The following is a 13,201-nucleotide window of genomic DNA, read 5'->3' as shown; positions in this document are numbered from 1 at the left end:
CTGCCTGAAATGCAAAGTATTAGGCGTGGCCTAAACGTTATAATTTATATCCAGAGCTGCGCTGTGAAACGGCAAGTTTTTCTAGCTGAGTCACCACAGAGGGAGGAAAATACACATTTTGCCATAACTGGTCACAGAGTTTATCTACCGCCTGCCAGTCTCTGGCAATAAGCCAGTCGATAAGGATATGGGGATTGTGCGGATACCTGATCGGTTTGTTAGCCGCCATGGTCAGCCAGTCTTCGAGAATTTCTGAGTCTAACTCTGGCATGCTGCAACAAAGCCCCAACTGAACCAAGGTCCGGGCATTGGAAAGTTGCTCAAATTGACCGGCCAGGGGTTTTATCAACAATTTTTTACCAAAATGCAGACACTCGCTGGCCAGTTCAAAACCGGCATTAGCGATAACCCCTGAACAGTTTTGCAGTATTTGTGCAAAGGTATCTTTTGCCGGGCGACACCAGGTAATGTGGCCAGCCACACGTGAAGTGATCACATCAGGATGAAAACATATGAAATCGAATTCGGCTAAGGGGTCTAACAAGGCTTCGATTTCTTCTAGGTCTTCAAAGGGCAAGTATACAAGATATTGGCTGCTGGGTGCGCTACCCAGGTCCTGTGCGTCGATAAAGGGCGGCATGATCGCATGACCAAAGTGATACCAGTGCACACCCAGCTGCACATCGGTGGGAGCGAAATATTGGGTGATAGCACGATCAAATAGTGAGCGGGTATGTTTGGGTATGGGGTGCATAAATGCGGCTTGGTGACTGATGGAAATAGAGGGGGTTTTACTCAGTCTTGCCGCCCAGGCACTGACCGGCTCAAAATCGTTAATAACCAGATCATAATCACAGGTGGGCAAACTCTTGATGTCACGCACCAACTCACTGAAATTGGCGGCCTTACAGCTAGCGTACTTACTGATTCTTCCACCACGGGTTTTAAAACTCAGACCGCGGTAGGATTGGTAATTGCCGAATACTTGCATGTCGAAATATTGTTCTTTATCTCGCCCTGAAAAAACATAATCCACTTGCACGTCTGAGCGTTGAGCAAAGGCCTTGGCCATCACTCTGGCACGGGTTGTGTGACCATTACCTGTGCCTTGTACACCGTATAGAATTTTCACCAGTCAATACTCTTCACAGTAACGCCAGGCTGAAATAAGACATGCTCAGGCCCAGCGCCGCACCGGCAATGATGTCACTTGGATAATGCACCCCTAATAATACCCGGGAGAGCCCTATTATGCTGGCCCAGGTGTACACCAGTAACAGCATTGAAGGATAGAAGGTAGAAATCAAAGAGGCCATTAAAAAGGCGGCAGCAGTGTGTCCAGAGGGCAGGCTAAACTTATCTGATGGCCAAATATGGGCATGGAAGTTGTGAAACAGGTTGCAGGGGCGCTGGCGCTTGAGAAATTTTTTGAGCACCAGGTAAAGCGGCAACTCCAGACTATAGGCCAGCAAGGCAGAATATAAAAACAACGCGCCGTGTTGGCTTTCAAATAACCACAGGTACAAACCAAGCAACAAATATAGATGGCCGTCTCCTGTTCTTGATAGCCAGATTATCCAGCGGCAATCACGTTTAGCGGTGAGGCTAAATAGCCAATGGAACAATTGTGTATCTGTTTGCGTCAGCGTTTTCAATACCCATCTCCAAGTAACCGGATAGCGCTAGGTTAGGCTGGGTATATGAAACTTAGGTGACATATTAAAGAACAGTATGTGAAACGGCATTTTATCTCTCCTAAGGAGCGGCTTCTCTGAGTACAGATTATTAGTGGCATTGCCATCGCCTAACAGTATACTGGGAGTGAAGCTAATTACGGGGATATGTTATGGATTATAATACTTCTGCTTTGTGCGATCTTTTTGCCGATAGCGTTGATGTTGTCGAACCTATGTTCGTAAGTTTTGGAGGGCGCCCTTCTTACGGGGGGGAAATCGCCACGATTAAGTGTTTCGAAGATAAGGGGCTGGTGTTACAAGCCCTAGAGCAACCGGGTTTGGGGAAGGTCCTGTTAATTGACGGGGGCGGCTCAATGCGCCGGGCGTTAATCGATTCTAATGCCGCGCAAATTGCCATGGACAATGGCTGGGAAGGCATTGTCTGTTACGGCAGTGTGCGGGAAGTGGACGATTTAGAAGAAATTAATATCGGTATCCACGCCATTGCCTCTATCCCGGTTAGCGCGGACGATCAAGAAGTAGGGGAAATAGACGTGGCCGTGAATTTTGGTGGCGTGACTTTCCTGCCTGGTGATCATATCTATGCCGATAGTACCGGCGTCATTCTGTCCCCTGAGCCATTGGACCTTGAATAACGGCTTTGCTCTTCATTTTTATCTAGACGCCTACAAAAAAACGCCATCAAATGATGGCGTTTTTGATTGAGTCTTAGTTAAAGACGTACGGAGTTATTTAGATACCAGTACCGAAACTTTATCTATACCCGCTTCTTTAACCTGGTTAATCACTTCGGTGACTACACCATGTTTGGCTTTTGGATCAGCCTGTACCGCTGCGGTATCAGTATTGTTTTCTGCCAGGAAACTCTGAATATTAGCCACAATGCGGCGCATGTCCACTTCACGGTTATTCATTATGATAGTGCCGTCCTGATCCACACGTATCGCTAATGACTTTACATTAGTCTTGGGCGGTGGGGTGTTTGTGTCTTTAGGACGTAAAACATCCAACCCTTTTTCTTTCACAAAAGAGGTCGTAACAATGAAGAAAATTAACATGATGAACACTATGTCCAACATGGGAGTCATATCTATTGCTGCTTCATCATCTGCGGAACCGTGTTTTTTTCTTTTCATTTGTATCTGTCGCCAAATTGTTGATAACGAATTCGCCTAGTATAAAGGCAGTTTTACTTAAGAGCATCCACTAATTAACTAAATTTTAATAATAGTGTTAATGAAAAGTGCGGCTTTTCACATTTATACCTAAATATCTTTTAAGTGACTCGAGCATATAGCCTGCCCCAAATGGCGAAAATAATCCAGAAAGTTCTGTCCCAATATTTGCCTGTGTCCTTGTTTAGGATAGATCCCGAGCATAACTTCGGGACTTTTTATGCTGCCTTGGACGAGGAAGGCGTTGTGTATATCCTGATCTTCAATGATCGCTTCAAAGGCACGGGCAGCAAGCTCTTCAGGGCGTGCGTAGTAATAAACTTTCAGGCTTTTATCTACCTGGGCGCTGGTCAGAACATAGGTATGGGCGGTGGCATTATCTTTCTCAAGAAAAATAGTTTCGAAACAGGTATTAAGTTTGTTATTTAATCGATGTGGCAGCATTTCGTAATCGTCTAGCCATAATTGGGACGCAAAATCCCCTGGCTGGGTATCACAAAATAGCTTGTCACAGATATAGTGGTCGAAGGCATGAAACCATTCGTGAGCCAAGGCCCCGCCGCCGGCGTTTTTCGCTAGTGCCAGGCGTTTACGACTGGATTCATAATGGGCACAGCTATGTTTGCGGCCTCCAGTGCCAAAGGCCAATGATAAAGTACCATTGAGAGAAATCACCGATTCCGGCACCTGCAATATGTCCATCAGATCACACAAAGCGTCGAAAAACAGATTGGCGGCTATTTGTTGCTCCTCGCCCGTTACCCATTTGCCTATGTCTGCGCTGGGGAAACCAAAAATTTTAACGATGTCCCGGAAGCTGACATCGGCGCCGCCTCTATGTTCGGGTCCGTTGCGGTAATAGGGACGATGTAATCTCGAATTTGGGGTTTGAGACATGTTCAATCCGTTACGTTATCGAGTTCGAGTAATAACTGCTCGGTCCAAGTGGTAATACGTTGCTCAGTTTCGCCATACTGGTTCTCATCATCTAGCGATAGTCCGACAAAGTGGCTTTGATCGGCGGTTAGGCCTTTGGACTGTGCAAAATCGTAGCCGTGATTGGGCCAGTATCCGATGATTTGGCATCCTAATAACATTATTTCATCATGTAACATACCCAGGGCGTCCTGAAACCAGTCGGTGTAGCCAAGTTGGTCGCCCAGGCCAAACAGAGCCACGGTTTTACCCTGTAAATTTAGCCCCCTGATATCTTGCCAGCAAGATTCCCAGTCTTCCTGGAGCTCACCAAAATCCCAGGTGGAAATACCAAAAATGAGCACATCAAACTGCTCAGCCTGGTGCAAAGAGACGTCTTTGATGTTAAACAACTGCACCACTTCAGCGGCAAAAAGGTGATTGAGCGCAGCCTGAATTTTCTCCGCTGCCATTTCGGTATAACAAGTAGTGGAACCGTAGAACAGGCCAATTTTAAAAGACAACTCAGACATGTTTACCTTTATCGGTTTATTAAAGCGTAGGCAATATTGTCGCTGTTTGCCGCAGTGGGGTCTAGCGACAATGACAAACTGCTGTCTTTATTTCTCACAGGGTTTGGCCGGGTAGTAAGTAATGCTGGCGATCAGCCCCTCTAACCAGATAAGACTGGAATGCACGAACGTTTACGGTTTTGGCGTTTATATGATAGTGATTGTCATAATCCACGAGTATCATTAAACCTTTGTTGGTGAAGCTAAATTCAATTATTTGGGGTCTGGATTAGAAAATATATGAAAATTAAGATGTGTATTCTGGCTCTGGTGTTGGGTAGTTTGATGGCTTGTAGTAACCGTAGTGATCCATCGCCTGAGCTAGATGGAGTCACACTACAGGGACATTGGATAATCGAACCCAATGGGCAGGTGATGCTCGATCCGCAGACGTCTGGGCTAACCCTTTGGAATGGTCAACTGATTACCCTGAGCGACCACAGCGGCCACCCGTCGCAACGATTGCGTTTGCGAGCTATTGAGGCTGAGAGCGCCAAACTCAGCCCGAAAGATATGCCCATGATCTTGGCTGAACACCTCACGTCCGGTTGTTTTGGTGACTATTTGGGAAACAATCCAGACCTGGAAGCTTTAGTGGCCGATCCTCAGGAGGTCGGAGTGTTTTTCACCATCACCGAGGACGCCAGCAGTCAAGGTCCGCTAAGTGACAGCTGTCACCAGAAGTACGCCAGTTCCGGATCCACCGAATTTCCTGCCCTGTTAGTCAGGCTGCAAGTACAGGATGATGGTAAGGTATTGATGAGTCATGTACGGCCAGTCCAATTTGCACCATCGTTCAAGATAGGTAATTTTCCTAATGATGGTATCGAAGGACTGGCTATTGGCACAGATCGCACCCTGTATTTGGCGTTAGAGAAAGATAGTAAAGGTAGTGCGCGTATTTTCTCCGCCAAGATTACCGACAATTTTTGGCAGACAGAGGAATTTGTTGCGCTAAGGGATACCAAGGTGAAATTGCCCAAGTTTAATCAAGGCAATCACCCAATTAATGGCCTGGGGTATTATTCCGACGGCGGAAAAGGTTACCTGCTGGCTGCTGCCCGAAATGACGAAACACTGTGGATTATTGATCTTTCCGGCATCAAGGACACACGCATCGTAAATCTGTCGTTTCAGGCACCGGTGCCCCCCGGACACGGCTGTCCCGAGTGGGAGTTGATGGACAATGCTTCCATTGAAGGCGTGGCTGTAATGAACCAGACTCTGTGGCTGATCAACGATCCCTGGAAACAGATCTATATGCAAAACGTGCAGTGCGAACAAAACAGAGCCAATTACCTCATGATGGCCCCGTTACTGTTCAGCTTACCTATTGAGGCTAATTGGTTTGAATAACTAAAAGGTCAAGTTACCTTCAACCGACTGGCAAAGGTTTTCTTAAATTTGGCCAGTTTGGGTGCAACCACCATATTGCAGTACTGATTTTGCGGATTATTGGCAAAGTAGTCCTGGTGATGATCTTCTGCGTTTGAGTAATTGGACAAGTCATTGATTTGGGTGACCACGGGGCCGGGCCAAATCTGCTCATCACTGATTTCCTGCACAATCTGTTCAGCCAGCTGTTTTTGTTCCTTGTTATGGTAAAAAATAGCACTTCTATATTGGCTGCCTACATCATTGCCCTGACGATTTAACTGGGTTGGGTTATGCAGAGCAAAAAATATTTCCAGGACCTCCCGGTAACTTATCTTATCCCCATCAAAATTGACTCTAACCACCTCGGCATGGCCGGTGGTACCGCTACAAACTTGCTCATAGGTTGGATGTTGTGTTTCACCACCCGCGTAGCCGCACAATGCTATTTCAATACCCTCGACTGTGTTAAACGCTGATTCAAGGCACCAGAAACAGCCGCCAGCCACGGTAGCCTGTTGAATGTTTGCCATGTGTTACTCCAGTAATAGCCTAAAAACATGATGTGGTTACGCCACTAGAAATGTTCAAGGTTAAAGATTATTAAATTTTTTTTCCTACTAATCTGATTATTCGAAAACTGCGTAATATAATTTATAGAGCACTAGTCGGTGAAAACCGCATCTGTAAGCCTCGTCTCGATACTCGAAACCTGAGCTTTGATAGTTGCACCAGGCATATTTATTGGCCTCAGAGTCCGTCATTGGTAAGAGAGGTATGAATTAGTCGGCTTAGAATTCTTGGTATCTGTTAACCAACAACAGATTTAGCTAAATATAGCAGGAGAGGGCAATGTAAGATGACAAATAAACTGGATGCCTTAGTAATCGGCGCCAATGGGGGGATAGGCCGTGAGCTGGTACGTCAGCTGAGTTACAGTGACGACTTTGCCACTGTGCACGCTGTTTCCAGAACCTTGCCAACCAGCCCGGTAGTGGGGGTTGAGTATTCAAAAATTGATTATAGCAACGAACAAAAAGTGGCTGAGTATTGCCAGGCGCTAACTCAGCAGCCGGAACGTTTTAGCTTGATAATTTGTTGTATTGGAGTACTCCAGGGTTCTACCGTAAAAGGCGTCACCCTCAAGCCAGAAAAACGTCTGGAAGATTTGTCCATGGGCAGACTCAGCGGCTATTTTTTTACCAATACGATATTACCGGCCATTTGGCTGAAATATATTGAGCCTTTAGTGTCAAGAGATCGGCCTGCCAAGATGGTTTTTTTTAGTGCCAGGGTAGGCAGTATTACCGACAACCACCTTGGAGGCTGGTATGGTTATCGCGCCAGTAAAGCGGCGCTCAATATGCTGATAAAAACGGCCCAGATTGAATATCTACGTCGGGTCAATAATCTGGCCTTGATTTGTTATCACCCCGGAACCGTTGATACCGATCTGTCAAAGCCGTTTCAAGCCAATGTACAAAGAGATAAATTGTTTACGGCTCATTTTACTGTCAATCGCTTGCTCAGTCAGTTAGTCCAGTTACATGCCCATGATGGACCGCATTACATAGACTGGGATGGTAAGTCCATTCCCTGGTAGAGCAGTCGATGTTACATCCTGTAAATATTTTAGGCATTTTTGCTTCCTGCGTGTTCAGTACGCGGTACCCGCATTTGTGCGAAGACTTTTGATTTATCTGCTGTTAACATCCGCTGCTAATTATAAAAATAATAAAGGATGACACTATGGGTGCGCCTCGCGAACAGTTCGGATCTCGATTAGGTTTTATTCTGGCAGCAGCCGGTTCTGCTGTGGGTATTGGCAATATGGTTGGGTTTCCCGTTGCGGCCACCAAAAACGGTGGTGGGGCGTTCCTGCTGATGTACGCTATTTTTGTGGCATTTGTGTGCCTGCCGGTCATGTTGGCCGAAATGTCGGTGGGGCGTCACAGCCGCAAAGACCCGCTTGGGGCATATAACAATCTGACGGGGGGCGAACGGCACTGGAAGCTGGCCGGTTGGTTATCGATTATCACACCCTTTATGATCGCAGTATTTTATCTGGTGCTGACCGTGTGGATCTTTGGTTATCTGGTGCAGTGTATAATGGGTAATTTAGATGTATTGGCAGCCCCGGGTACGTTTGGCACTTTCATCAATGGTTACGATCTATTTTATTATATGCTTGCAGTGTTGCTGGTGGTGTATTTGATCCTCCAAGGAGGTGTAAAACAAGGCATTGAAAAAGCCGCAAAATTAATGATGCCAGCCTTATTCATCATGTTAATCGGCCTGGTGGTCTTTGTATTGACGCTGGATAACGCCATAGAAGGGGTAAAATATTATCTGATCCCGGATTTTGGAAAAATTGATGCAACCGTGGTCAGTGCTGCCCTGTCCCAGGCGTTTTTCTCCCTGTCACTGGGGATGGGTATCATGATCACGTATGGCTCCTACCTGGATGATGCCAGCGATGTGCCCGGCTCGGCCAAGCTGGTGGCATTAGTGGATACAGCCGTGGCCTTTATTGCCGGCTTGCTGATTTTACCTGCTGTGTTTTCTTTTAACCCCAATACCAATACCGCAGATTTGAGTGACTCCTCAGTGGGCATGATCTTTACTTTCTTGCCAAAAATCTTTCTGGCTCTGCAAGTCAATATAGGTTTTGTGGGGGCGAGCGTGGTAGCGAGCCTGTTTTTCTTGCTGGTATTTTTTGCCGCTATTACCTCACTGGTTTCTATTTTTGAAGTGCCGGTAGCAGCCTTGATGGAAGAGAAGAAACTCAGCCGTAAGGCTTCTCTGGGGGTGTTAGGTTTGCTGTTGGTAGTAATGTCGATTTTCGCTGCGACCTCTTTTGGTCTGGTAGGATTTTTTACTGACTTTGTCAGCTACGCGGGACAAAGTAAATCGGTGTTCGATGTCATCATAGACGTGTTTTATGACACGATTTTGCCCTTCAACGGATTACTGATTTGTATCTTTGTGATCTACCGCTGGAAAAAGGCCAACTTTAACGCAGAACTGGACAAAGGCGCGCCACAGTTTGCAAAAAGCTGGTTCGAAAAATATGTAAACTTTTCCGTGGGCACCTTTATTCCGGTGATTTTGTTGCTGATATTTATCAACACCATCGCCCTTAAATATTTTGGTAGTGCGCTGATCGGATAATTTGCGGTGTAAGCCCAGCAGGCTTACGCTGGGCGTCAGTTTGGGCTAGATTACAACATATCGTATGGACTAGGGTAGCTGAGTGTCATGGCCAGTTTATCCAAGCTGCCAGTAGCGTCCAGTATCTTGCCCAGACCATTATTCTGCCCTTGAATGAACTCTGGAGGGATTAACCCCAATTGCTTGGCTGCCCAGCTATAATAAGCTTGGCGGCTGGGATGGTCAGTGGCACACAAGTGGAATATCTCCCCCCACAGTTGTTTTGCAATAATTTGCCTTATGGCCGCAATAACATCGGCTTGGTGTACTAAGTTGACTAGCTGCTGACCATTTTGTAGATCTTTTTTACCCGCCAGATAAGTGACGGGATGACGCCGTTCACCTATTAAGCCAGCGAGGCGTAAAATGCAGGCATCGGATCCGATGTGGCCAATGATAAACTGTTCGATTTGCACGTGGGCCTTGGCGGATGCGGTTTGGGGGGCCACGGGCATTTGTTCGGTTACTCGTCCATGGGCGACGCCATATACGGCAGTGGTGCTAATAAATATGAGTTTGCTGTTTGACTGAATACAGAGCTGGTTAAGCAGGCTGCAAACCTGGGCTACAAAGGTGGATGTCCTGTGATCCTTGTGATCCATTCCCTTGCTTCCGGGGGGAATATTGACTACTAACAAGTCACAATCCAATTTCTTCGGCACTGCCTCCCCAAGTGTATATGCAACGGCCGGGATCTCGTTACCCAGCAAAACCTGTACGCCATGGGGGGAGCGTGAAGTGGCCAATACGTCATGGCCACTTTCCATTAGCTGTTTGGCCAATGGTTGACCCAGCCAGCCCCCTCCGCAAATAGTTATCTTCATTTTAGTTACCGTCTGTTACATCTCAAAATTTTTGACCTGCAGCACGTCCATATCTGCCAGTTGTGGAATTTCGTTTTGTAATTTTTGTTCGGTACGGTCGATATTGGCCAAACTAGCACAAAATATATCAGCGCGTTTTTCTAATGCCGCGCCTTGGTGCGTAAACTTTTGCTCGATGTCGTCGCCGAAGGTTTTCATTCGCTGTTCGAATGTTTCCATGTCACCGCCGTTTAACAACATCTCTGTGCCCAAGGACACCATAATTTGACCAATGGATTGGGTAATGATCCCTTCAATCGCCTGTTCTAATTGTTGTTCAAAGTCTTCACCAAAAAATTCGCCGTCTTCGAACTGTTTGGAATGCAGGCGTATGGATCCATCCTCTGCGTAAAAATTGTGATCTAAGGTTTTCTTCAGCGAGTCGATTTGTGCTGAAGCATCAGCGACTACCTGACTATCGGCACCGAGTAATTTGCTGAAGGTTTCATTGATTGCACTACTGGCTAACACCAATGCATCTGAAGCGATATCTGCAGCCATAGGCACGGTAGCATTAATACCCTCGTAATACTCGGCTACCCGCTGCTGTTGCTGTACATTCAGCTTGATTTTCTGTCCATTGACAAAGAGTTCCTTGTTTGGATTGATCAGCACCTTATTTTGTTGTTTGGTAATAATGGTTAAGACGTGCTGTTCAAGTTCAATCTGACCATTAAATTCGACATCACATTGATTGGCTGCCGCGCACGTGGCGCTCAGTAGTAAAAGACTAGTAAAAATCAGTTTTTGCATAGGGTTCTCCAAATAGACTGTCAGGGTAGATCATAGGGTGTATTGGCATGTTCGAATCAAAGCAACTAGCAAGCCAGTATTAATAAATCCTTAATAAATAAACATTTATAGATAAGTGTCTATTCTGCTGGATCGGTTTACCGCTATATCATCGTTTAAAGCACCAATAATTAGTGGGTATCACCAGTCTATATTTCTTTGTTTATTTAGGTATATAATTGCGGGCAAATTTTGTGGGTATGATTCAGTAGCCGTTATAACATTAGGAACAAATATGGGTAATTGGAGTGACGCAATACTTTTTGGATTCGCACTGGTGGCATTTGTGTTAGGGATCAGCAGTATTATTATGGGTTTTATCGCTCAGCCTAGTCAGCAAGACGTCATCAAAAATCGAGTCGAATACGGTTTTTTCGGCATTTCAGGGGTCGCCTTATTTGGTCTGTTTATTTACGCTTTGACTGTAGGTTAATCCACAGCCATTAGGTAGTGCTTTGTTAGTGCGTCCTGTCACTGGCACGTTGATAAGCTCGCAAGCCAAATATGGGTAACATCGCCAAAGCATGATCGAAAATATCCGCTTGAATTCCCTCATAATTGATCCAGTTTTTGTCTGCGCTAAAACAGTAGATTTCCAAAGGTAGGCCAAGTTCGGTGGGGGGCAACTGCCTGACCATCAAGGTCATGGTCTGGTTGACTTTGGGGTGATGACGTAAATAGGAATCAAGATAAGCTCTAAGCGTACCTATATTGGTTAGTCTACGGCTGTTTAACAAATCTTGCATATCGATTTTCTTTTCTAGGTGATAGGCGTCCAGTTCGGCGCGTTTTTGTTCGATGTACTGATTGATAAATCGAATTTGGCCTAGGTTAGCCAGCATCGCTCGGTCGCAAAATTGGATACTATTGACATCAATGTACAGGGATCTTTTGATGCGCCGCCCGCCAGATTCTGTCATACCACGCCAATTCTTCATGGGATCCGTGATCAGGCTATAGGTGGGTACGGTGGAGATGGTATTGTCCCAGTTTTGTACTTTTACTGTCGTTAACCCGACCTGGAGCACTGTGCCGTCCGCGCCATATTTTGGCAGCTCTATCCAGTCCCCCGTATTGACCATGCGATTCGCTGCAATTTGGATCCCAGCTACAAAACCTAAAATAGTGTCACGAAATATCAACAGCAGGATAGCGGTGATGGCACCTAGTCCAGAGAGTAATAAGATGGGGGATTTATTCAACAGGTTAGCAATAATTAATAAAGAGGCGACAATAATCACAAATAGTTTGGCCACTTGTACAAAGCCGGTTATCGGTGCCCGTTTGGCTAATTCAGACGCGTTATACATCTGTTCGGCCGTGTTTAATAATGCGCTGTTGGCTGCTACAGCCGCTATGATCACGTAGATAAGCGCAATTTTTTGTAAAAATGCCAGTAATAGTGGATCGCTGATAACTACTGAGCTGAGCATATAGATCATAACGGCGGGTATGATGTGTCCACAGCGCCGGAATACCCCATGTTTTTGTAGTTCGTCGTCGAGTTTGTTTTTGGTAGCGAAAAACAGCTTGGTCATTCTGCCTTTGAGTATCAAACGGGCAAGGCGGAAACTCAGCCAGGCGACTACCAATAATCCCAACACTGCGGTGCAGTTGAACAATAGGCTGGTGTCTGTCACTGTAATACCCAGGTAAGCGTAACCTTGTATTATCCAATCCACTAGCTGGGTGTTAAGTGTCACTTATTTTGTCTCCAATTAATTGAGTCAGTAAATCATCTTTATTATGCCAGTGGCTATTCAACCACAGCTGAAAACCTTCTTTAAACTCATCATCATAAAAATAGTCCCCCACTATATCTTGGCTTTTTGGCAGCACCTTGACTCTAATAACCACTTTTTGCAGTTTGCCGGCTAACATCTTGAGCATGGGACTGCCGCCATTGTGTGGATAGAGCAGAGTCACATCCAGGATACTGGTAAATAATTCCCCCATTGCCGCCAGCGTAAAGGCAATACCTCCGGCTTTTGGGGGGAGTAGGTTGTCGAATTGACTGTTACGCAGCTGATGTTTGGATCTGGTGTAGCGACTGCCTTCCACAAAATTAATCACAGTTGTGGGCAACTGGCGAAATTTTTCGCAGGACTTACGTGTGGTTTGAATATCTTTGCCCTGCAAGTGAGGGTATTTGCGTAAAAAGTCCCGGCTGTAACGTTGCATAAAAGGCATGTCCAGGACCCAGGCTCCCACACCAACAAAAGGTAACCAGATCAGTTCTTTTTTTAAAAAAAATTTCGGAGCAGGTATGCGCCCTGCGGCAAAATCGGTTAATAAGATAATGTCTAACCAGCTAAGGTGGTTACACATCATCAAGTACCACTCATCTTTACGTAGTACCCCTTCGACTTGGTAGTCCAGTTCAACCTGATTGAATAGCCGAATGAGTCGTACACTCAGGACCCCAAATGCAAAGAGCATAAGGTTAAGCAAAGTATTGATCCCGCGGGTGAGTGAGGCAACAGGTATTAACAGTTTGAGCAGACCCAATATTAAGATCAGCAAGGCCCAACAAGATAAATTAAGCAGCTGCAAAATTAGATGTAGTGGAAATATAATAACACCAGGCAAACAGCTCAACATGG

At 45.8% G+C, this 13,201-nt stretch carries 15 protein-coding genes; 5 read left to right on the top strand and 10 right to left on the bottom strand.

From position 1 onward, the window contains the following. Positions 1–37: 37 nt before the first annotated feature. Together AC3RV5_RS21990 and AC3RV5_RS21985 are read right to left on the bottom strand one after the other, a co-directional pair. Positions 38–1,132: an MJ1255/VC2487 family glycosyltransferase gene (locus AC3RV5_RS21990; protein ID WP_489729692.1), complete on the bottom strand. Its 1,095-nt coding sequence runs from the start codon at positions 1,130–1,132 to the stop codon at positions 38–40. Positions 1,133–1,145: 13 nt separating this feature from the next. Beyond that, positions 1,146–1,655: a phosphatase PAP2 family protein gene (locus AC3RV5_RS21985; protein WP_489729691.1), complete on the bottom strand. Its 510-nt coding sequence runs from the start codon at positions 1,653–1,655 to the stop codon at positions 1,146–1,148. A gap of 191 nt (positions 1,656–1,846) precedes the next feature. On the opposite strand from AC3RV5_RS21985, the gene rraA reads away from it, so the two are divergent. Continuing rightward, on the top strand, positions 1,847–2,332 hold the full coding sequence (rraA, locus tag AC3RV5_RS21980) for a ribonuclease E activity regulator RraA (RefSeq protein WP_489729690.1): 486 nt from the start codon (positions 1,847–1,849) through the stop codon (positions 2,330–2,332). A 93-nt stretch (positions 2,333–2,425) separates the two neighbouring features. Here rraA and AC3RV5_RS21975 read toward each other — a convergent pair whose 3' ends face one another. The 3 genes from AC3RV5_RS21975 to fldB form a co-directional block, all read right to left on the bottom strand. Then, positions 2,426–2,833, bottom strand: coding sequence for an ExbD/TolR family protein (locus tag AC3RV5_RS21975; RefSeq protein WP_489729689.1), 408 nt, complete (start codon positions 2,831–2,833; stop codon positions 2,426–2,428). 129 nt (positions 2,834–2,962) lie between these two features. Beyond that, positions 2,963–3,769 carry a CLCA_X family protein gene (locus AC3RV5_RS21970; protein ID WP_489729688.1) on the bottom strand — a complete coding sequence of 269 codons (807 nt, stop codon included), beginning with the start codon at positions 3,767–3,769 and terminating at the stop codon, positions 2,963–2,965. Positions 3,770–3,771: 2 nt separating this feature from the next. Next, positions 3,772–4,320 carry a flavodoxin FldB gene (gene fldB / locus AC3RV5_RS21965; protein WP_489729687.1) on the bottom strand — a complete coding sequence of 183 codons (549 nt, stop codon included), beginning with the start codon at positions 4,318–4,320 and terminating at the stop codon, positions 3,772–3,774. 279 nt (positions 4,321–4,599) lie between these two features. Here fldB and AC3RV5_RS21960 point away from each other — a divergent pair, with 279 nt between their 5' ends. Continuing rightward, entirely contained in the window at positions 4,600–5,715 is a 1,116-nt protein-coding gene (locus tag AC3RV5_RS21960; protein ID WP_489729686.1) for an esterase-like activity of phytase family protein, read from the top strand. Positions 5,716–5,723: 8 nt separating this feature from the next. On the opposite strand, the gene msrA is transcribed toward AC3RV5_RS21960, so the two are convergent. Continuing rightward, positions 5,724–6,266 carry a peptide-methionine (S)-S-oxide reductase MsrA gene (gene msrA, locus AC3RV5_RS21955; protein WP_489729685.1) on the bottom strand — a complete coding sequence of 181 codons (543 nt, stop codon included), beginning with the start codon at positions 6,264–6,266 and terminating at the stop codon, positions 5,724–5,726. 326 nt (positions 6,267–6,592) lie between these two features. On the opposite strand from msrA, the gene AC3RV5_RS21950 reads away from it, so the two are divergent. Together AC3RV5_RS21950 and AC3RV5_RS21945 are read left to right on the top strand one after the other, a co-directional pair. Continuing rightward, positions 6,593–7,336: an SDR family NAD(P)-dependent oxidoreductase gene (locus tag AC3RV5_RS21950; RefSeq protein WP_489729684.1), complete on the top strand. Its 744-nt coding sequence runs from the start codon at positions 6,593–6,595 to the stop codon at positions 7,334–7,336. Between the two features lie 146 nt (positions 7,337–7,482). Continuing rightward, positions 7,483–8,904, top strand: a complete 1,422-nt coding sequence (locus AC3RV5_RS21945; RefSeq protein WP_489729683.1) for a sodium-dependent transporter — start codon at positions 7,483–7,485, stop codon at positions 8,902–8,904. A gap of 50 nt (positions 8,905–8,954) precedes the next feature. Here AC3RV5_RS21945 and AC3RV5_RS21940 read toward each other — a convergent pair whose 3' ends face one another. Beyond that, positions 8,955–9,767 carry an NAD-dependent epimerase/dehydratase family protein gene (locus tag AC3RV5_RS21940; RefSeq protein WP_489729682.1) on the bottom strand — a complete coding sequence of 271 codons (813 nt, stop codon included), beginning with the start codon at positions 9,765–9,767 and terminating at the stop codon, positions 8,955–8,957. Between the two features lie 15 nt (positions 9,768–9,782). Beyond that, positions 9,783–10,559, bottom strand: coding sequence for a YggN family protein (locus tag AC3RV5_RS21935; RefSeq protein ID WP_489729681.1), 777 nt, complete (start codon positions 10,557–10,559; stop codon positions 9,783–9,785). A gap of 274 nt (positions 10,560–10,833) precedes the next feature. On the opposite strand from AC3RV5_RS21935, the gene AC3RV5_RS21930 reads away from it, so the two are divergent. After that, entirely contained in the window at positions 10,834–11,031 is a 198-nt protein-coding gene (locus AC3RV5_RS21930) for a hypothetical protein (protein WP_489729680.1), read from the top strand. A gap of 25 nt (positions 11,032–11,056) precedes the next feature. Here AC3RV5_RS21930 and AC3RV5_RS21925 read toward each other — a convergent pair whose 3' ends face one another. Together AC3RV5_RS21925 and yihG are read right to left on the bottom strand one after the other, a co-directional pair. Then, the gene (locus tag AC3RV5_RS21925) at positions 11,057–12,301 is read right to left on the bottom strand and encodes a mechanosensitive ion channel family protein (RefSeq protein ID WP_489729679.1); all 1,245 of its coding nucleotides are present in this window, start codon (positions 12,299–12,301) and stop codon (positions 11,057–11,059) included. After that, entirely contained in the window at positions 12,291–13,199 is a 909-nt protein-coding gene (gene yihG, locus AC3RV5_RS21920) for a 1-acylglycerol-3-phosphate O-acyltransferase, YihG family (protein WP_489729678.1), read from the bottom strand. Before yihG ends, AC3RV5_RS21925 begins: the two co-directional genes overlap by 11 nt. Positions 13,200–13,201: the final 2 nt, after the last annotated feature.

It is taken from the genome of Paraglaciecola sp. IT1134 (assembly GCF_058068185.1).
Note: the sequence above shows the minus strand (reverse complement) of the source record. Positions and strands in the feature narration are given on the sequence as shown.